The sequence below is a fragment of the Arthrobacter russicus genome, from assembly GCF_031454135.1.
GTDB lineage: Bacteria > Actinomycetota > Actinomycetes > Actinomycetales > Micrococcaceae > Renibacterium > Renibacterium russicum.
Genome location: NZ_JAVDQF010000001.1, coordinates 197,981 through 216,971, shown reverse-complemented (window position 1 = coordinate 216,971; position 18,991 = coordinate 197,981). Strand labels below are relative to the sequence as shown.

The 18,991-nt window shown below is 63.4% G+C and carries 17 protein-coding genes; 6 read left to right on the top strand and 11 right to left on the bottom strand.

What is annotated here, in order from left to right; translation table 11 throughout:
- Positions 1-51: 51 nt before the first annotated feature.
- Positions 52-1,068: an alpha/beta hydrolase gene (locus JOE69_RS00955; RefSeq protein ID WP_309795299.1), complete on the top strand. Its 1,017-nt coding sequence runs from the start codon at positions 52-54 to the stop codon at positions 1,066-1,068.
- The gene (locus tag JOE69_RS00950) at positions 1,065-2,096 is read left to right on the top strand and encodes an alpha/beta hydrolase (protein WP_309795297.1); all 1,032 of its coding nucleotides are present in this window, start codon (positions 1,065-1,067) and stop codon (positions 2,094-2,096) included. The genes JOE69_RS00955 and JOE69_RS00950 overlap by 4 nt, the downstream gene beginning before the upstream one ends.
- Here JOE69_RS00950 and JOE69_RS00945 read toward each other — a convergent pair.
- The 3 genes from JOE69_RS00945 to leuA form a co-directional block, all read right to left on the bottom strand.
- Positions 2,087-2,911 (bottom strand): isoprenyl transferase, encoded by an 825-nt coding sequence (locus JOE69_RS00945; RefSeq protein ID WP_309795295.1) that lies wholly within the window; start codon positions 2,909-2,911, stop codon positions 2,087-2,089. The two genes, JOE69_RS00950 and JOE69_RS00945, sit on opposite strands and share 10 nt — an antisense overlap.
- On the bottom strand, positions 2,911-3,666 hold the full coding sequence (gene recO, locus JOE69_RS00940; protein WP_309795293.1) for a DNA repair protein RecO: 756 nt from the start codon (positions 3,664-3,666) through the stop codon (positions 2,911-2,913). Before recO ends, JOE69_RS00945 begins: the two co-directional genes overlap by 1 nt.
- A gap of 65 nt (positions 3,667-3,731) precedes the next feature.
- Positions 3,732-5,480 (bottom strand): 2-isopropylmalate synthase, encoded by a 1,749-nt coding sequence (gene leuA, locus JOE69_RS00935; RefSeq protein WP_296361945.1) that lies wholly within the window; start codon positions 5,478-5,480, stop codon positions 3,732-3,734.
- A gap of 252 nt (positions 5,481-5,732) precedes the next feature.
- Between leuA and JOE69_RS00930 the strand changes: the two genes are divergently transcribed.
- Positions 5,733-7,691 (top strand): M13 family metallopeptidase, encoded by a 1,959-nt coding sequence (locus tag JOE69_RS00930; RefSeq protein WP_309795288.1) that lies wholly within the window; start codon positions 5,733-5,735, stop codon positions 7,689-7,691.
- Between the two features lie 91 nt (positions 7,692-7,782).
- On the opposite strand, the gene JOE69_RS00925 is transcribed toward JOE69_RS00930, so the two are convergent.
- The 5 genes from JOE69_RS00925 to JOE69_RS00905 form a co-directional block, all read right to left on the bottom strand.
- Positions 7,783-9,324 (bottom strand): LCP family protein, encoded by a 1,542-nt coding sequence (locus tag JOE69_RS00925; protein WP_309795286.1) that lies wholly within the window; start codon positions 9,322-9,324, stop codon positions 7,783-7,785.
- 152 nt (positions 9,325-9,476) lie between these two features.
- A complete protein-coding gene (gene era, locus JOE69_RS00920) occupies positions 9,477-10,409 on the bottom strand; it encodes a GTPase Era (protein ID WP_296361940.1) in 933 nt (310 codons plus the stop codon).
- Positions 10,396-11,733: a hemolysin family protein gene (locus JOE69_RS00915; protein ID WP_309795284.1), complete on the bottom strand. Its 1,338-nt coding sequence runs from the start codon at positions 11,731-11,733 to the stop codon at positions 10,396-10,398. Before JOE69_RS00915 ends, era begins: the two co-directional genes overlap by 14 nt.
- On the bottom strand, positions 11,730-12,203 hold the full coding sequence (gene ybeY / locus JOE69_RS00910; RefSeq protein WP_309795282.1) for an rRNA maturation RNase YbeY: 474 nt from the start codon (positions 12,201-12,203) through the stop codon (positions 11,730-11,732). The genes JOE69_RS00915 and ybeY overlap by 4 nt, the downstream gene beginning before the upstream one ends.
- Complete coding sequence (locus JOE69_RS00905; RefSeq protein ID WP_309795281.1) at positions 12,193-13,221, bottom strand: PhoH family protein; 1,029 nt, start codon at positions 13,219-13,221, stop codon at positions 12,193-12,195. Before JOE69_RS00905 ends, ybeY begins: the two co-directional genes overlap by 11 nt.
- Positions 13,222-13,731: 510 nt before the next feature.
- On the opposite strand from JOE69_RS00905, the gene JOE69_RS00900 reads away from it, so the two are divergent.
- Positions 13,732-14,493 carry a GerMN domain-containing protein gene (locus tag JOE69_RS00900; RefSeq protein WP_309795278.1) on the top strand — a complete coding sequence of 254 codons (762 nt, stop codon included), beginning with the start codon at positions 13,732-13,734 and terminating at the stop codon, positions 14,491-14,493.
- 22 nt (positions 14,494-14,515) lie between these two features.
- On the opposite strand, the gene JOE69_RS00895 is transcribed toward JOE69_RS00900, so the two are convergent.
- Genes JOE69_RS00895 through hrcA form a run of 3 tightly spaced genes read right to left on the bottom strand, consistent with a single transcriptional unit; the run spans position 14,516 to position 17,457 of the window.
- Entirely contained in the window at positions 14,516-15,271 is a 756-nt protein-coding gene (locus tag JOE69_RS00895; RefSeq protein ID WP_309795276.1) for a 16S rRNA (uracil(1498)-N(3))-methyltransferase, read from the bottom strand.
- 6 nt (positions 15,272-15,277) lie between these two features.
- Positions 15,278-16,402 carry a molecular chaperone DnaJ gene (gene dnaJ, locus JOE69_RS00890; RefSeq protein ID WP_296361932.1) on the bottom strand — a complete coding sequence of 375 codons (1,125 nt, stop codon included), beginning with the start codon at positions 16,400-16,402 and terminating at the stop codon, positions 15,278-15,280.
- A 41-nt stretch (positions 16,403-16,443) separates the two neighbouring features.
- Positions 16,444-17,457, bottom strand: coding sequence for a heat-inducible transcriptional repressor HrcA (gene hrcA, locus JOE69_RS00885; RefSeq protein WP_309795274.1), 1,014 nt, complete (start codon positions 17,455-17,457; stop codon positions 16,444-16,446).
- Positions 17,458-17,668: 211 nt separating this feature from the next.
- Between hrcA and JOE69_RS00880 the strand changes: the two genes are divergently transcribed.
- Together JOE69_RS00880 and JOE69_RS00875 are read left to right on the top strand one after the other, a co-directional pair.
- Positions 17,669-18,487, top strand: coding sequence for a DUF3097 domain-containing protein (locus JOE69_RS00880; protein ID WP_309801071.1), 819 nt, complete (start codon positions 17,669-17,671; stop codon positions 18,485-18,487).
- A gap of 89 nt (positions 18,488-18,576) precedes the next feature.
- Entirely contained in the window at positions 18,577-18,975 is a 399-nt protein-coding gene (locus JOE69_RS00875; protein WP_296362108.1) for a DUF4870 domain-containing protein, read from the top strand.
- Positions 18,976-18,991 lie beyond the last annotated feature (16 nt).

Here is an 18,991-nt window from a genome sequence, read left to right as displayed (position 1 = left end):
ACTGCGGTCGGTGACCGGGTCAACAGGCAGGACTAAGGCAGGAGCAGCTCGATGCAGGCGCGAAGGTGGCAACCGGATGTTCTCGGCACCGGCTACGAGTCCACCGAATTGAGCATCGGCCGGAAGGACGAACCAGGCCGGGTGGCCACTCTGGTGCGCCATTTGCCGGAAGACCAAGCCTCGATGCCCGGCCAGGCGGTGCTGTTCATCCATGGCTGGAGCGACTATTTCTTCAACACCGAGTTGGCGGAATTCTTCACCGGACTCGGCATCGCGTTTTACGCCCTGGACTTGCACAACCACGGACGCAGCCTCCGAACCGGCGATCTGGGCGGCTTCGTGGCCGATCTGGCCGAATACGACGCCGAGCTGGATGCATCGCTCAGCGCGGTGACCGAAGACCTGCAGGCCCGTTACCGCGGGACCGCTCCGAAAGTCGCCTTCATGGGGCATTCCACCGGTGGTCTGGTGGCCGCATTGTGGGCCAGCCGGCACCCGGACACGGTGAGCCACCTGATCCTGAACAGTCCTTGGCTGGAGATGCACGGCAGCTCATTCGTCCGGCATGCCACCTACTCCATGGTGGAGCCATTCGCACGTTGGTGGCCGCAGAGCCGGATCAAATTGCCGGAGCGCAATTTCTACTGGCGCTCGATCTCGGCCAGCGCCGAGGGCGAATGGCAACTCGACGACGCGCTCCGGCCCCCGCTGGCTTTTCCGATCCGATTCGGCTGGATGAGCGCGATCCTGGCTGGACAGTCACAAGTTGCCAAAGGCCTGAACATCGGAGTCCCGATCCTGGTGCTGATGAGCGCCCGCAGCCTCAATGGTCCGCGCTGGCGCGAGGGCATGCGCAGCGCCGACGCGGTGCTGGATATCCAGACCATGGCGGCCCGGGCGATTACGCTGGGCGAAAGCGTCACGATTGAAAAGATCGACGGCGGTCTGCATGATGTGCTGCTGTCCCAAAAGCCGGTCCGCGAATTGGCCTACTCGAGATTGTTGCGCTGGTTGCGCGGTTACATGTTGGAACAGGGCACCGGGGCGCCCGGAAGGGACGATGCATGACCACAACAGCGACCGGACAGCGTCTTGACTGGGAATCCGACCACTTGGGCCCGAAGTTCCAAAAACTGACCTTGGAGCTGGGGCAGGACGACGAAGGCCCGGTGGTCGCCACCTTGGTGCGCCACCGGGCGGAGCGTCGGCAGGGACCGCCGTCCTGGCTGCAACGGCTTTTGCGCAAAGACGGCGGTGAGCCGGATCCGGCCGTGGACGTGGTCCTCTATCTGCACGGCTGGGCCGACTATTTCTTCCAAACCGAGCTTGCGGAGTTCTTCACCGCGCACGGAGTCGCGTTCTACGCCTTGGACTTGCGCAAGTACGGGCGCAGCCTGCGGCCAGGGCAGTCCGAAGGCTTCACCGATGATTTGGCTGTCTATGACGCAGACTTGGCCGCGGCTTTGGCCGCGATCGAAGCCGATCTGGGTCCCGGCCACCGGATCCATCTGCTGGCGCATTCCCTGGGCGGCCTGATCGCCTGTCTTTGGGCGGACCGCAACCCCGGAATACTCAGCTCCTTGATCCTCAACGGTCCCTGGCTCGAATTGCAGGGCAGCCGGTTCGTCCGGCAAATCGCCACGCATCTGGTCGACCCGTTCGTCCGATCGGACCCGCGCCGGGTGTTCCACTTTCCGGACATGACGGCCTACTGGCAGTCGGTGAGCAAAACCGCACACGGCGAATGGGACCTCGACCCGGTGTGGCGGCCGGCGAACTCCTTCCCGTTCCGCGCCGGCTGGATCAAAGCCGTGCTGAACGGGCACGCCCAGGTTTCCAAGGGGTTGCGGATCGACGTCCCGATCCTGATGCTGCTTTCGGAACGCACCCTGATCCAGGCCGACTGGAGCCAGGAGATGATGTCGGTCGACGCGGTCATCGATGTCCAGGAGATGGCGCGGTTGGGTTTGCAGATCGGTCGCCGGGTAATGGTCAACCGCTACGCCGGAGCGCTGCACGACGCCTTCCTGTCATCGAAACCGGTGCGCACCCGGGTTTATGCCGACGTGCAGGAGTGGTTGCGCGCCTACGGCTGATGCCCGTCCGGAGCGGCCGCATCGACTGCTCCCCCGTAGCGCCGGTCCCGTTTGGCGTAGGTGTCGATCGCCTGCCACAAGGTGCGTCGGTCCACATCCGGCCAGAGGGTATCCAGGAAGACGAATTCCGCATAAGCGCTCTGCCAAAGCACGAAATTCGAGATCCGCTGTTCCCCGCTGGAGCGCAGGAACAAGTCCACCGGTGGGAGATCCGGTTGGTACAGATGCTTCTGAATGGTCTTTTCCGAAATCGCACCGGGCTTCAGTTTGCCGGCCGCGACCTCGGCCGCGATGGCTTTGACCGCATCCGCGATTTCTGCCTGGCCGCCATAGTTGACGCACATGTTCAAGGTGATCACGTCATTGTCCCGGGTACGCTCCTGGGCGATCTCAAGTTCCTTGATCACCGATCCCCACAACCGGGGTTTCCGGCCGGACCAACGCACCCGTACTCCCCAGGCATCCAGTTGGTCGCGTTGCCGGCGCAGCACATCCCGATTGAAGCCCATCAAAAACCGCACTTCATCCGGCGAGCGGCGCCAATTCTCCGTCGAGAAGGCGAACACCGAGACATGTTTGACGCCGATTTCGATCGCACCGGCCATCACATCCAGCAACGCCGGCTCGCCGGCACGGTGCCCTTCGATCCGGGTCAAACCGCGTTGGTTGGCCCAACGTCCATTCCCGTCCATCACGATCGCCACGTGTTCCGGCACCAGTTCCGCCGGGATTTGCGGCATCGGGTCCCCGGAAGGGTGCTGCCACGGTGCCACCACTGGAGGTTTGTTCGGATCTCGGCTTGAACGGCGAACCATCAAAGTCTTTCTACCAGTCGGAAGGAACGCACCACGCGCTCCAGATGCCATTGCACATAGCTCGCAACCAAGCCCGCTGCCTCTCGGCGGTTCGCCGGGTCAGACGCGTCTGCCACCGGCCAATCACCGGTCAGCAATGCGGCCAGCAGCACCATGGTCTGCGCTGCCGGCGAAGGCGATCCGGGTGGCCGGCAATCATGGCAGACCGCGCCGCCGAGCGCAGCCGAAAATGCGCTGTGCGGCCCGGGGTTGCCGCACCTGGCGCAGTCGGTGAAGCTCGGCGCCCAACCAGCAGTGGACAGCGCCCGGAGCAGATACGAATCCAGAATCAATTCGGCTGCGTGCTCGCCGCGTGCCAACGCGGAAAAGGCGCCGATCAACAGCCGGTACTGGGCGCCCGCGGATTCCTGGTCGGAATCCGTCAGCCGCTCCGCGGTCTCCGCCATCGCCGTGGCGACCGTGTAACGGTCGTAGTGCGCCGCGATTTGCTGCCCGTAGGATCCCTTGCTCACCGCTTGCGAGATGATGTCCAAAGTGCGCCCGGAAATCAGCTGCAGGTCTGCGACCATGAACGGCTCCAGGCGGCCGCCGAACTTGCTGCTGGTACGGCGGACGCCTTTGGCCACGGCACGGACTTGCCCGTGCTCCCTGGTCAAGAGCGTGATGATCCGGTCTGCTTCACCCAGTTTGTGGGTACGGAGCACCACCGCGTCATCGCGGTACGTGCGCGCTGCGAAGCTGGAAGATCCGGACACCCGTCCATTCTCTCACCCCGGCAGCCGCAATACCGAGCCGACAGGCGGAGTCCCACGGCTTGGAATCAGCTCAGCCGATGATCCCGGATCGCCCGGTTCACCGCGGAAACCACGGCTTTGAGCGATGACACCGTGGTGTTCGGGTCAATCCCGACGCCCCACAGCACCCGATCCCCGACCGCGCATTCGACGTACGATGCCGCGCTGGCGCTTCCACCCTCGGAAAGCGCATGTTCGGTGTAGTCGAGCACGCGCAGGTCGACGCCGTCGTCGTGCAAGATCTGCAGCAGTGCCGCGATCGGCCCATTGCCCACCCCGGTCCTGCGCTGCTCGACGCCGTCGATCCGCATCACGGTGCTCAGCGTCGTCGTACCGTCTTCTGCGGTGTCCGCATTCATCGAACCGAGCGCGTAGCGTCCCCATTGTCCGTTCGGGCTGTCCGCCGGGCTCGGCAAATACTCATCGGTGAAGGCATCCCAGAGCTGTTCCGCGCTGACTTCGCCGCCCACCGAATCGGTCCGGCGCTGAATCACGCCGGAGAACTCGATCTGCGCGCGCCGAGGCAGATCGAGGCTGTGCTCACTCTTGAGCAAGTAGGCCACGCCGCCCTTGCCGGACTGCGAATTGACCCGGATCACTGCCTCGTAGCTGCGGCCCAGGTCTTTCGGATCGACCGGCAGGTAGGGCACTGCCCAGACCGCGTCGGAGACCGCCTGCCCCGCTGCTGCGGCATCCCGTTCGAGTGCTTCCAGTCCCTTCTTGATCGCGTCCTGGTGCGAGCCGGAAAAGGCGGTGAACACCAGATCGCCACCATAGGGCATCCGCTCCGGGACCGGCAACTGATTGCAGTACTCCACGGTCCGGCGGATTTCGTCGATGTCGGAGAAATCGATCATCGGGTCCACACCCTGGCTGAACATGTTCAAGCCGAGGGTGACCAGGTCGACGTTGCCGGTCCGTTCGCCATTGCCGAACAGACAGCCTTCGATCCGGTCCGCGCCGGCCAGATAGCCCAGTTCCGCCGCGGCCACGCCGGTCCCCCGGTCATTGTGCGGGTGCAAGGACAAGATGATGCCTTCCCGGGGATGCAGATTGCGGCTCATCCATTCGATCGAATCCGCATACACGTTCGGCGTGATCATTTCCACAGTGGCCGGCAAGTTGACGATCACTTGGTTGTCCGCCGAGGCTTCGAAGATGTCCGCCACGGCATTGCAGACCCGGACCGCATACTCCAGTTCGGTGCCGGTGAAGGATTCCGGCGAGTATTCGTAGGTGATCTTGGTGTCGGTCAACGTCTCCTGGTACTTCTTGCAGAGCAGCGCGCCTTGCGTCGCAATCGCCATCACCCCGGCTTCGTCCTCATTGAAGACCACCCGGCGTTGCAGCACCGACGTCGAATTGTAGAGGTGCACGATCGCCTGTTTGGCGCCGACCAGCGACTCATAGGTCCGCTCGATCAAATGTTCCCGGGCCTGCGTCAGCACCTGGATGGTGACGTCCTCCGGGATGTGGCCGCCCTCGATCAGCTGCCGGACGAAATCGAAGTCCGTCTGCGAGGCGGAGGGGAACCCGACTTCGATTTCCTTGTAGCCCATTTTGACCAGCAACTGGAACATTTTGAGTTTCCGGGCCGGGCTCATCGGATCGATCAGCGCTTGGTTCCCGTCCCGGAGATCCACCGCGCACCAGCGCGGTGCTTTGCTGATCCGCCGGTCCGGCCAGGTCCGGTCGGCTAGTTCCACGGTGATTTGTTCGTGAAAGGGCAGGTACCGGTGTACTGGCATTCCAGAAGGTTTTTGAGCGTTTCGCAAGTCAGCAGGCCTTTTCTCTTGGATGAATTCCTGGCCGGGTACGACGAACACCGCGGCGAGGAATCGGCCTCCCGTTGAGCTGGTCTGCAGATGAACAGACCCTGTGGATCAACGGGCTTTGGCCTCGCCGCGGCAGCTAAGAAGAAGGATTCCAGCGCGCACGGAAGTAGCCTAGCATGGCGAATAGGATGAGGGTGAACCGTGTCAGCAAGCGGTTCTTCCGTCCGTCAACCGCGATCAAGGGAAGCATCTATGGCGCCGTCAGGCACAGCATCAGGAATCGACCAGAGCAGTTTTGCGACAGAGTTCCGACCCCAGGACGATCTGTTCATGCACGTGAACGGCCGCTGGTTCGAACAGAACGAAATTCCGGCCGACCGTGCCTCGATCGGTTCCTTCATCAGCTTGCGGGACAGCTCCGAAGCCGCGGTCCGCGACATCATCGAGACCGCAGCCGAGGCGCAGCACGATCCGCTGGCGAAGAAGATCGGCGATCTCTACGCCAGTTTCATGGCCGAGGATCAGATCAATGCGGCCGGCATCGAACCGATCCGGGCGACCTTGGAAGCGGTCTACGCCACTGCGGACGCGGACCAGTTCATCAGACTGCTGGCAAAGCTGCAGGGCCGCGGCACCGCCGGCCTGATCGGCTTCTACGTCTACAACGATCCGGGCGACCCGAGCCGCTATCTGTTCCAGATCCAGCAAAGCGGCCTCGGCCTGCCGGACGAGGCCTATTACCGCGAGGACAAATCCGCGGACATCCGCAGCGGGTACCGGAACCATATCGCCCGGATGCTGGAATTGGCCGGACGGCCCGACGCCGAGCAGGCCGCGAGCCGGGTATTCGACCTGGAAACTGCGTTGGCTGCCGGCCATTGGGACAAAGTCACCTTGCGGGACCCGCAAAAACGCTACAACCTGCTGACCCGGCAGGCAGCGCTCGAACTGTTCCCGCCGCTGGCGCCGTGGCTCGACGAGTTGGGCGCCAGCGAGGCGCAGACTGCCGAAATCATCGTGGCGACACCGGATTTCTTCCGCACCGCGGCACAACTACTCGCCGAACGTCCATTGCGAGAGTGGCAGGACTGGCTGGCCATGCGCGTGGCGTCCTCAGCTGCCCCCTACCTGGCCGAAGAATTCGTCGCCGAAGACTTCGCCTTCTACGGAACCGTGCTCAGCGGCACCACGGAGAACAAAGAACGCTGGAAGCGCGGTACCGCGCTGGTCGAAGGCGCCTTGGGCGAAGCCGTCGGCCAACTCTATGTGGCCAAGCATTTTCCCCCGGAGCACAAAGCCAAGATGGAGAAGCTCGTCGCCGGATTGATCGAGGCATACCGGCAATCGATCCGGGCCCTGGACTGGATGAGCGAAGCCACCAAGGCGAAAGCACTGGAAAAGCTCGCCAAGTTCGTGCCGAAAATCGGCTATCCGGACGTCTGGCGGGATTACTCCGGTCTGGAGATCTCCGCTGACGACGTGCTGGGCAATCTGGCCCGCGCCGAAGCGTTCGAGCTGGCCCGGCAACTCGCCCGGATCGGCCAACCGATCGACCGCACGGAATGGCTCATGACGCCGCAGACCGTCAACGCCTACTACAACCCCACGATGAACGAAATCGTCTTCCCGGCGGCGATTCTGCAGCCGCCGTTCTTCGACGCAGCGGCCGACGACGCGGCGAATTTCGGCGGTATCGGCGCGGTGATCGGGCACGAAATCGGCCATGGCTTCGACGACCAGGGATCGCAGTACGACGGCGACGGGGCGCTCAGCAACTGGTGGACCGATCAGGACCGGGCGGCCTTCGAGGAGCGCACCGCGAAACTCGTGGCGCAGTACGATGCGCTGAGCCCGATCGCGGCTCCGGAGGAACGGGTCAACGGCAAGCTCACGCTTGGCGAAAACATCGGGGATCTGGGCGGATTGAGCATCGGCTACAAGGCTTGGCAATTGGCTTTGGCTGGCCAGGCCGCTCCGGAAATCGACGGGCTTTCCGGAGCCCGGCGGTTCTACTTCGCCTGGGCATCCTGCTGGCAGAGCAAAAATCGGCCGGAAGACGCGGTCAAAAGGATTGCAATCGACCCGCACTCGCCGGCCAGCTGGCGTTGCAACCAGGTGGTGAAGAACCTGCCGGAGTTCCACCAGGAATTCGGCACCGCTCCCGGTGATGGGCTTTGGCTGGATCCGGCGGAACGGGTCAGCATCTGGTAATCGAAGCCCGATCAGGCCGCGGCTCGGCGCGATCGCCCGGGCCGAGCCGCGGCCGCGGCAAGCAGTTTGCGGTGAAACTCCGCTTCGCCGGTCAGCCGCCGGAGTTGGTCACTTGCCGGCATTGCGTCGGCTGCTGCGCAGTATTGACCTGAAGGTCGCTCGGCACTGAAACCTGCCCATAGGCGGTGCCGGAGACGAAGTCCTGCCCGATTACCAACTGCACCCCGGCCAGCGCCGGTGCGGAAACCAGTGCGCTGCTCGGAATGCCGTATTTCGCGGCGATGTCCTGGGCCACGTCCGCGAAATCGCGGCCGTACAGCAATTGCGTCGTCGGCTGGACCGCCACCGAATCGTTGCGCACCGCATCGGTGTAGCCGGCGGACACCAGGTTCTGCCGCAGTTCGGCTCCGCGGGCGGCCAGCCCGGAAGCGTTGCTGACGATCACCGGTTGCAGCGACCGGTCGAAGGCCGGCTGGACCGGCGGCTGGCTGTTCGCAGTAGCCGGCGGTGCCGTACTGCTCGGCGGCGCGGGCTGGGTCAGATCTGCATCCGCCTGCAGCGCCGCGAAAAGCTGGTTGGCTTCGGGTTTGAGCTGCACCCGGTTGGGGTCCAGCGCGTAGGCCTCGTTCGGAACCGTCACGAACGCCACTTTGGCCAGGTCCACGTCTTTGAGGCGGTTCGCCATGGCGATCAGCGCAGGTGCGTTGGAAAGACCCTGGTCCACGGTCAGATTGCTGGTGACGATGTCCGCGATCTGCAGCAGCTTCGGCACATTCGCCAAGGTGCCTTCGGACTTGATCTTGCGGGTCATCGAGGCCAGGAAAGCCTGCTGCGACTGGATCCGGTCCAAGTCGCTGCCGTCGCCGAAGGCATGCCGGGTGCGGAGGAAAGCCAGTGCCTGGTCACCGGAAATGCTCGAAGTGCCGGCCGGAAGATTCAGCCCGGAGGCCTGATCGACGACCGGAAGGTCCACGCAGACGTCGACTCCGCCCAAGGCAGTGGTGAGGTCCTTGACCGCGGTGAAATCGGCCATCATGAAGTGGTCGATGGTCAGGCCGGTGAATTTGTTGATCGTCTCCACCGTGCATCCTGGCCCGGCCATGCTCAACGCCGAGTTCAGTTGGATGGCTCTCTGGGCCGGGAAGATCTGCCCGGTCTTGGCATCTTTGCAGCCGGGAAACGGGACCATCAGATCGCGCGGGAAGCTCACCATGGAGACCCGTTTCCGGTCCGCCGAGAGATTCATCAGGATCATCACATCCGAGTTTCCGTAACCGGAAGAATCATCCTCGCTGCCGTAGCTGGCATCTTTGCCGGAACGGGTATCCGTGCCCATGATCAGGATCTGGATCGCATCGCGGTTGTCGTCCGCCACCGGGGCGGAATTGCCGCCCAAACCGGCATTGAGCTGTTCCCCCTTGATGTTGCCCTGGAAGCGCAGGAACAGCACGCCGGCCAAACCGATTCCGGCAACCAGAGCCAGGCTGACCAATCCGGCGGAGATCTTCAACCAGAGCGGGGACCGCCGTCGGGCACGCAAATGCCGCGGCCGGATGGCATCGCTTTCGCCGAAAGATTCGGGGAGGCGCTTTCTCGAGGCGCCATTGCCTCCGTCAACTCGGCGACCGCTCATGCAGCAACCTTTCATCGGGTACAGAACCCGTTTATTCTACGCCCCGAGCAGACTGATTGCCTCTGCAAACCTGATCTGGGCACTAGGAACTCGCTGTGCGGATTGCAACAGCCCGGCAACAGCCCGCTGCTCGGGCTGCCCTCCCCGGAAGCTCAGAAACCCAGCTTGACCAGCTGTTTGGGATCCCGCTGCCAGTCTTTGGCGACCTTGACGTGCAAGTCCAGGTACACCCTCGTGCCGAGCAGCGCCTCGATGCCCTGCCGGGCCTTGGTGCCGACGTCGCGCAGCCGCGCGCCGCCTTTGCCGATGATGATCGCCTTTTGCGACGGCCGTTCCACGTACAGGTTCACCCGGACGTCCAGCAGAGGTTTGTCCTCGCTGCGGCCTTCCCGGGGCAGAATCTCCTCCACCACCACGGCCAAAGAATGCGGCATCTCGTCCCGGACGCCTTCGAGCGCCGCTTCCCGGACCAGCTCGGCGACCATCACGGCCTCTGGCTCATCAGTCAACTCGCCATCCGGGTACAACGCCGGTGACACCGGCAAATGCGATGCCAGCACTTCGGCGACGATGCCGACCTGGTGGTCCTTCACCGCCGAGACCGGCACCACGTCGGCGAAGCCTTCACCGCCGAGCGCTTCCCGGCCCAGCTCGCTGACCGCGAGCAGCTGTTGCGCCAGCTGTTCCTTGGAGACCGTGTCGGTTTTGGTGACCAAGGCGATCACGGGCTTGCGGCCGACCTGGGCCAACTGGGCCGCGATGAAGCGATCGCCCGGACCGATCTTCTCATTCGCTGGGAGGCAGAATCCGATCGCATCGACCTCGGACAGCGTTCCGGCGACCAGGTCGTTCAGCCGTTGGCCCAGCAGAGTCCTGGGCCGGTGCAGACCGGGCGTGTCCACCAGGATCAACTGGAAATCCTCGCGGTGCACAATGCCGCGGATCGTGTGTCGGGTGGTCTGCGGCTTCGCCGAGGTGATGGCAACTTTGTGGCCCACCAGAGCATTGGTCAAAGTCGATTTGCCGGCATTCGGCCGGCCCACCAGTACCGCGAATCCGGCCCGGTACCCCTCAGTCGCGTTCATGGTTGTGCTCCCTGCCTGCCTCGTTGTCGCTTGGTTCAATTTCAGTGTGGACCGCCGGACCGCGGCTGACAATCAAGTGGCTGACCCGATTCCGCCGGCCTTCCAGCCGCTCGGCGAGCAAATCCAGCCCGTCGAAGGTCACCCGGCTACCCACGATCGGTACCCGGCCCAGCTGCTTCGCGAGCAATCCGCCGACGGTATCGACCTCATCGTCTTCCAGATCCAGCCCGAAGAGTTCGCCGAGGTCGTCGATGCCCAACTGCGCACTCACCCGGTAGCGGTTCGGGCCGAGTTCTTCGACCTCAGGACCTTCGGCGTCGTACTCGTCCACGATCTCGCCCACGATTTCTTCGATCAGGTCTTCCAAGGTCACCAATCCCGCGGTGCCGCCGTACTCATCGATCACGATCGCCACGTGGGTCGATTCCAATTGCAATTCGCGGAGCAACTCCCCCACCGGCTTCGATTCGGGGACGTAGCGCACCTGGCGGCCCAAGTTCTCCACCGTCGGCTCCCGACCGCCTTCGGAAAGCCGCTGCTGGGTGGCCACCACGTCCTTGAGGTACAGCACGCCCAAAACCTCGTCCGTATCCTCACCGAACACCGGAACCCGGGAATAGCCCGAGCGGATGAACAGCGCCAAAGCCTGCTTCAGCGTGGAGCCCCGTTCGATCCCGACGATGTCGGTCCGGGGCACCATCACGGCGCGGACCAAGGTCTCGTCCAAATCGAAGACGCTCTGGATCAGTTCCACCTCGTCATCTTCGATCATGTCCGATTCGCTGGCCCGGTCCACGAACTCGCGGAATTCTTCTTCGCTCACGAAGTCCTGCTCCACGCGGGGCGCGCCAGGAGCCACCGCTCCGCCCAGGCGCATCAACCATCCCGGCACCGGCCCGAGTACCAAACGCAGGAACCTGACCAGCCAAGCAGTGCCGCGCAACACGCCGAGGGCGTGCAGCCTGCCGATCTGGCGCGGTGAAACTCCGACCAGCACGAAGCCGACGCCGGCCATCACCACGGTGGCCAGCAGGCCGGCCAGCCAAAGATGGTCGATCAGGTTCAAAAACAGCATCGCCACAGCGACCGCGGCTGCGGTTTCGAACCAGATGCGCCAAAACCGCAGCGCGTTCTGATGGTCCCCGGGTGCCGCCAATACTGCCCGCAACGCAGTTTGCCGTTGCCGCAACCCAGGATCACGCTCCTCCCGGATCGCCTCCGCCACGTTTCTCGGCAAGAAGTTCAACGCCGCCTCCGCCGCAGTCAGCACTCCCGCAATGGCCACGAAGACCAAAGCCATGGCCAAAAGCAGGGCTGTGATCACGTGGTGGTCTCCGCCGGCGCCGGCCGGCCCAGGAAACTGCTGAGCAGCTGACGCTGCAAGCCGAACATCTCTGCCTTTTCTTCCGGTTCCTCGTGGTCGAACCCGAGCAGATGCAGCAAACCGTGTGTGGCCAGGAGCAGCAATTCGTCCTCCAGGCTGTGCCCACCGGCATCCGCCTGTTCCTGCGCCACCTGCGGGCAGATCACGATATCGCCGAGCAGACCGGCCGGGGCCGGCCTGGCGATGGTGCCCGGACGCAACTCGTCCATCGGGAACGACAGCACATCGGTGGCCCCGGGCTCGTCCATCCACTCCAGATGCAATTTCTCCATCGCCTCGCGGTCAGCCAGGATGATCGACAATTCGGTTTGCGGGTGCAAATGGAGTTGTTCGAAGACGAAACGCGCCAGCCGCACCAATTCTTCGTCCGGCGATTCGACGCCCGATTCGTTGTTGATTTCAATGCTCATGGTGTTCGCTCGCTTTCGGTGTGCCGGCGGTTTCGCTCCACAGCGCATAGGCCTTGACGATGTCGCCGACCAGTCGGTGCCGAACCACATCGGCGGCTTCCAATTGCGCGAAGTCGACGCCGTCGATCCCGGTCAGGATTCCCTCCACGACGCGGAGCCCGGAACGGACCCCGCCGGGCAGATCGACCTGGGTGACGTCGCCGGTGACCACCATTTTGGATCCGAAACCGAGCCGGGTCAGGAACATTTTCATTTGTTCCGCAGTGGTGTTCTGCGCTTCGTCCAGGATGATGAACGCATCGTTGAGGGTCCGCCCGCGCATATAGGCCAGCGGAGCGACCTCGATGGTGCCTGCGGCCATCAGCCGGGGAATCGTCTCCGGATCGATCATGTCGTGCAGCGCATCGTAGAGCGGGCGCAGGTAAGGATCGATCTTGTCGTTCAAAGTGCCCGGCAGGAAGCCCAGGCGCTCGCCTGCCTCCACTGCCGGCCGGGTCAGGATGATCCGGCTGACTTCTTTCTGCTGCAAGGCCTGAACTGCTTTGGCCATCGCCAAATAGGTCTTGCCGGTTCCGGCCGGTCCGATGCCGAAGACAATCGTGTTCCGGTCGATGGAGTCGACATAGCTCTTCTGGTTCAGGGTCTTCGGCCGGATCGTGCGGCCGCGGCTGGTCAGGATGTTGTGGGTCAAGACATCTGCCGGGCGGTCCGGCGTCTGAGCCCGCAGCATGCTGGCAAGTTGTTCGATGACTTGCGGCGTAATCACGGTCTGCCGCAGCACCAGGGCACGGATTTCGGCGAACAGCCTGACGATCCTGGGCACATCGGCTTCCGGACCGGAGACTGCGAGCTCGTTGCCTCTGGCGTGGAAGTCGATGCCTGGGAAGTGCATCTCCACGGCGCGCAAGGCTTGGTCTTGGCTACCCAAGGACGCGACCATCTGCTCTGTGGAATCGAAGGTTATGGTTTCGGTCCGGATTCCGTCGATGGTGCGTGGGAAAGTATTAGGTTCGGTCATGGTCCCGGCCGCTCGGCCTTCATTCTCGCTTCCGATTCACGATGTCTTGGCTGGTCGGCCGGACAGTGCTGCCGCGCAGCCATCATCCAACCGGTCACTCCCATCTTATGCGGTAGCGGCTCCGGATCATCCATGGCTTTGGCGAAACCGGTCCAGATCTCAGTCTGATATCAGATCTATTTCGATCCGGTTGCAGTTGGCCGCAGGCGCCGAATCTCAAAGCCGACGCCTACCTTGCTGTGTCAAGCTGTCATGGTGCCCTCGGCTGGGCCCGGCATCCACCGGCAGCCGTAATGCGTCGACGGGCACCGATCTTGTCGGTTGGCGTAAGGAAGCATCATTAGCAGGTTTTTCGGGAAAAGCTCCGGGCAGGGCAAGCGTCGCGGTCTGCAGGCCGTCGTCGCGGTCTTTCTCTGCTTCTTTCTCGGCGCCTGCTCCGGAATCAGCCAAACGACACCGGCGAGCAACCTGCCGCTGAATTCGAATTCCTCGAACGGCTCCGCGATCCCGTTGCCGATCGAAACCGCGCAGGCGAACAACAAGGTTCCGGTGTATTGGCTCGGCGCGGCGAACCGGGGCTTCCTCTATCGCGAATTCCTCCGGCTCAACTCCGGCGATGATCCGATCCGGGCTGCTTTGCAGCTGATGACCAGCACCAAGCCCTTGGATCCGAGGTATATGACGCCTTGGTCGAAGGCCTCGAAAATCGCCGCTTCGGTTTCCGGCCGCACCTCGATCACGGTGGACCTGTCCGCGGACGCCTTCGCCGGAAAAGTCAGCAATGAAACCGCGCAGCTGGCGGTCCAGCAACTGGTCTATACCGCCACCGCGGCAGCCTCCAACGCCGGGCTGGTGGATTCGGGCCAGAACGTGCAAGTGACCGTGTTGGTCGACGGGCACACCGACTTCAACGCCTTCGACCAAGTCAAACTGGATCGGCCACTGACCAGGGATGCCGGCGTGCAAGCCCCGATTTGGATCATCGACCCGCAACAGGGCGCGGTTTTCGAAAGCAATACCGTCAATATCGGCGGGCGCGCGTCGCTGAGTTCCGGGTCATTGCAATGGGAGTTGTACCTCGTGGACGCCCAGGGCGTGCCGGGCCTGGCCCAAAAAGGCAGCGCATCGTCTGCGGCCGCTGCCCAAGCCGGCAATTTCGCTTTCAGCCTCGACCTACCTTCGGGGAAGTACCAACTGAAGGTTTTCGGCACCGACTCGAACAATCCGAGCGCTCAGCTGTATCTGGAAGACAAGACCTTCACGGTCAAATAGCGAGCCGTTGACCGTCCGGCGCTCACCAACGCGCCAAGGCTTCGCCGAGCACCGCCAACGCGGCCGGCCCCGCGGTCGAAGACCGGAGCACATGCTGCCCCAAACGCCAGCGATCGGCTCCTGCCGCATCGAAAAGCGCCAACTCCCGATCGCTCATGCCGCCTTCGGGTCCGACCACCAACAGCAGCTGCCGGGCTTCGCGCCAATCTGCCAGCTGAGCTGCCAGGCCCGCGGCCGCATCCTCATGCAGCACCACCAAGCGGGTGGCCTCCGCCGATGCCGTATGGCGGACCAGACCGGCACTGTCCAGCAAGCCGTGCAGCTCGGGGATCCTGGCACGCCGGGCCTGCTTTGCTGCCGCTTGGATCGTCTTTTGCCATTTCGCCATCGATTTCTCCAGGCGCTCTGGCCGCCAACGCACGATCGACCGGTCCGCTTGCCAGGGGATCACCGCGTCCACGCCCAGTTCGGTGGCCGTCTCAATGGCCAACTCGTCCCGCCCGTCCTTGGCCAACGCTTGCACCAAAACCAGCCGGGGCGCAGGCTGGGGTTCCTCGATCCGCCGATCGATCTGCAGCAACAGCATGCCCGCCCCGCTCTGCACGACCGAGCAGACCAGACGCAGTCCCGAACCGTCGACCAGGTCGACCGGTTCTCCGGCCGCGATCCGCTTCACGGTCGCGGCGTGGTGCCCTTCGGCTCCGCCGAGTTCAAAGACGTCGCCGGCATCCAGGCCGGAAAGGTCCTGCGAATCAGCGAAGAAGACTGGATTGGTCATCGCCGGTCAGAGGTTGCCCAGTTTGTCGCGCAGTTTCGCGAACATGCCGCCTGAGGAAACCAATTTCCCTTCGGTGAACTGCTCGCCCCGCAATGCAGCCAATTGCCGGAGCAGGTCTTCCTGGGCCGCATCGACCTTGGTCGGCGTTTCCACGGTCAATTGAATCTTCAGATCGCCACGGCCCTGGCCCCGCAGATGCGTGACGCCCAAGCCGCGCAAGGTCACCACCTCGCCGGACTGCGTGCCGGGTTTGACGCTCAACGGTTGGACCCCGTCGAAAGTGTCGATGTTCAAATCCGTGCCCAACGCGGCGGCGGTCATCGGCACCGAGACCACGGCCTGCAGGTCATCGCCTTCGCGGTCGAACTTCGCATCGCGGTTGACCCGGATCTCCACGAACAGGTCCCCTGCCGGGCCGCCGGCCGGGCCGGCCTCGCCTTGGCCACCAAGTTGGATCCGGTTTCCGGTATCCACCCCGGCCGGGACTTTGATGGTCAGCGAACGGCGCGAGCGGACGCGTCCTTCGCCCATGCATTCATTGCACGGGTCCGGAATCACGGTGCCGTGCCCTTGGCAGGTAGTGCAGGCAGCCACCGTCATGACCTGGCCCAGAATCGACCGGACCGGCCGCTGCACCTGTCCGGATCCGCGGCAGATCTCACAGGTTTCCATACTCGTGCCTTCGCGGCAGCAGGAGCCATTGCAGGTAGGGCACACCACCGCGGTTTCGACCTCGATTTTCTTGTTCACTCCGAAAACGGCATCGCGCAGTTCGATCCGGACCGCGATGAGCGCATCCTGGCCGCGACGGGTACGCGGAATCGGCCCTTGGCCGCCGCCTTGGCCGCCGAAGAAGGTCTCGAAGATGTCTTGGAACGCGAATCCGGCGCCGGAGAAGCCAGCGCTTCCGTTCTGCGTGCCGTTTTCGTTTCCGGTGGTGTCGTAGACCCGTCGTTTCTGCGGGTCGGAGAGCACTTCATAGGCGTGCGTGACTTCTTTGAATCTGGCTTCCGCGTCGTCACCGCTGTAGACATCGGGGTGGTACTGCCTCGCGAGCTTGCGGTAGGCCTTCTTGATTTCCTCACCGGTCGCGTCACGGGAGACACCCAATACCTCATAGTGATTACTCAAAGTTGCTCGTTCTCTTTCTGTTTCTGCGGTTCAGGTCCACGTCAGCCGGCAAGGATGCGGGACAGATATCGGGCCACGGCTCGCACCGAGGACATGGTGTTCGGATAGTCCATGCGGATCGGTCCCAGTACGCCGATTTTCGCGCTTGAGTCCGGGCCGTAGCTGGTCGCCACGACTGAGGCCTCGGCCAGCGAATCATGCGGATTCTCCCGGCCGATGCTGACCGCCACACCACGGGCGTCCTGGGCCATCTCGGAAAGCAGCCGGAGCATCACCACTTGCTCTTCCAAAGCGTCCAGGACCGGACCGATGCTCAGCGGGAAGTCGACGTTCGAGCGCGCCAGGTTCGCCGTCCCGGCGACCATGAAGCGCTCCTCTCGGGCGGCTTGGGACAGTGCCACCAGGCTGTTCGAGAGAACCTGGGCCGCTTTGCGCAGGCCGAGCGGGACCAGGGCGACCGCAGCTTCCAGGACCAGCGAAATCTGCTGGGCCGGAACTCCGCTGAGCAAGGGCAGGAAGCGGTTGCGCAAGGAAGCAAGTTCCTCGCTGCTGAGCTGCTGCCCGACGTCGAACACGCTCTGTTCGACCTTGCCGTTGTCCAGGATCAGCACGATCAGCACTTGGTGCGGAGACAGCGAGACGAACTCGACGTGCCGCACCGTGGCGCTCGACGAGGTCGGGTACTGCACCACGGCCACCTGGTTGGTCAGCTGGGCCAGGGTGCGCACCGTCCGCTCCAGGACATCGTCGAGGTCGGTCGAACCGGAAAGCACGGTCTGGATCGCGCGCTTTTCGGCACTGGAAAGCGGTTTCACCTCGGTGATCAGGTCCACGAAGATCCGGTAGCCCTTGTCCGTCGGGATACGCCCCGCCGACGTGTGCGGCGCGGTGATCAAGCCGTCTTCTTCCAGCGCCGCCATGTCGTTCCGGATCGTGGCGCTGGAGACACCCAAGTGGTGCCGGTCCACCAAGGCTTTCGAGCCGACAGGCTCCCTGGAATGGACGTAATCCTCGACGATCGCCCGCAAGACCTCGAGCTTTCGCAGATCGCTCATCCGGGCACCTCCTCGACTCTGCTCATCCGGCGGCTGCATGGTTCCACAGCGGACCGGGCCGGCGATTAGCACTCACCCTGTCCAACTGCTAAGTCTAATACTTTCGCGGCCAGGCTGAGTCCAAGCGTGTCCGCAGCGCCGGCGTGCCGCAGTGCGGCAGACTGATCTGGTGAATTCTTCCTATGATTACGGCAACTGGGGTCCCCAGGAGATGACCAAGCAGGCCCGCCGAACGCTGCCCAAGGTGCCGGCCGCCCCAGGGTTGGTCCTCGAGGACGTCGGTTCCGGATGGGTCGGCGCCATCGTCCGGACCGAGAAGTCCGGCGGCATGCACATCATGGTTTTGGAAGATCGGCGGGGCAAAACCAAATCCTTTCAATTGGGCTTCGGCTTCCTGCTCGACGGCGCACCGGTCGAAGTGGTGCCGGCCGTCACGGCCGCCGTCCCGACCACCCAACGCACCGCCTCCGGCTCGGTGAAGGTAGCCGGGCAGCGGGCCCGGATCGCCCGGGCCAGCCGGATCTGGGTGGAGGGGAAGCACGACGCCGAATTGGTCGAGAAAGTCTGGGGCGACGATTTGCGGGTGGAAGGGATCGTCGTCGAACCCTTGGGCGGCATCGACGACTTGGCCGGAGCAATCCGGGAATTCAATCCCGGGCCCCAGCGCCGGTTGGGCATTCTGGTCGACCACCTGGTCAGCGGCTCGAAGGAATCCCGGATCGCGGATCAGGCGCTCAAGCTGCCCGGAGCCGCAGGCAATGTGCTGATTGTCGGCCACCCCTACGTCGACGTCTGGCAGGCGATCAAACCGCAGTCGCTGGGCATCCCGGCCTGGCCCAGCATCCCGCGCTCGGTGGAATGGAAAGTCGGCATTCTCCAGGCATTCGGCTGGCCCAGCTCAAGCCCCAAAGATATCGCCCTGGGCTGGCAACGAATTCTTCGGCAGGTCGACAATTACGCGGATTTGGAACCTTCTTTGCTCGCCCGAGTCGAGGAAGTCATAGATTTCCTCACCACTGACGTATCCTGAGATGGACAACAGGACGTTGATCGGCAGGTTTCGGCAGCGCATGAACGAGGACGGGGATCGTGACTTTTCCGGGCAGAGATGACCAAGGTGTGCCGAGGCACCAGGAGCGCCGGACCCAGCAGTTTCAGGCAGTTTCCCCCGATGCCCTGCCGCTGACGGCGAGCGAAGACCGGCAATTCGCGTTTCTGGCGCATTGCGGAGGCATTCTCGGGTTCATTCCGTCATTGGTGATCTATCTCATTTTCCGGGACCGCGGACCATTCACCGCGCAGGAATCCAAAGAAGCACTCAATTTCACCTTGCCGCCGACGATTCTCGCCGCATTGGCGAATATCCTGGCCTTGCTAATTCCGGTTGCCGGCTCGGTCTTCGCGATTCTCGCCGTGCTCATCTGGGTTTTCCTGACGGTATTCTCGGTGATTGCAGCAATCCATGTGAATCGCGGAAACCCATACCGCTATCCGGTGAATCTCCGGCTCATCCACTGAGCCAACCAGCCGATCC

Coding starts and splice junctions, on each gene's coding strand:
- ybeY (WP_309795282.1), bottom strand. CDS start 12,203: ATGAGCATTGAAATCAACAACGAATCGGGCGTCGAATCGCCGGACGAA.
- hrcA (WP_309795274.1), bottom strand. CDS start 17,457: ATGAGCGATCTGCGAAAGCTCGAGGTCTTGCGGGCGATCGTCGAGGAT.
- JOE69_RS00880 (WP_309801071.1), top strand. CDS start 17,669: ATGACCAAGCAGGCCCGCCGAACGCTGCCCAAGGTGCCGGCCGCCCCA.
- JOE69_RS00950 (WP_309795297.1), top strand. CDS start 1,065: ATGACCACAACAGCGACCGGACAGCGTCTTGACTGGGAATCCGACCAC.
- JOE69_RS00895 (WP_309795276.1), bottom strand. CDS start 15,271: ATGACCAATCCAGTCTTCTTCGCTGATTCGCAGGACCTTTCCGGCCTG.
- JOE69_RS00930 (WP_309795288.1), top strand. CDS start 5,733: ATGGCGCCGTCAGGCACAGCATCAGGAATCGACCAGAGCAGTTTTGCG.
- JOE69_RS00905 (WP_309795281.1), bottom strand. CDS start 13,221: ATGACCGAACCTAATACTTTCCCACGCACCATCGACGGAATCCGGACC.
- era (WP_296361940.1), bottom strand. CDS start 10,409: ATGAACGCGACTGAGGGGTACCGGGCCGGATTCGCGGTACTGGTGGGC.
- JOE69_RS00925 (WP_309795286.1), bottom strand. CDS start 9,324: ATGAGCGGTCGCCGAGTTGACGGAGGCAATGGCGCCTCGAGAAAGCGC.
- JOE69_RS00945 (WP_309795295.1), bottom strand. CDS start 2,911: ATGGTTCGCCGTTCAAGCCGAGATCCGAACAAACCTCCAGTGGTGGCA.
- JOE69_RS00955 (WP_309795299.1), top strand. CDS start 52: ATGCAGGCGCGAAGGTGGCAACCGGATGTTCTCGGCACCGGCTACGAG.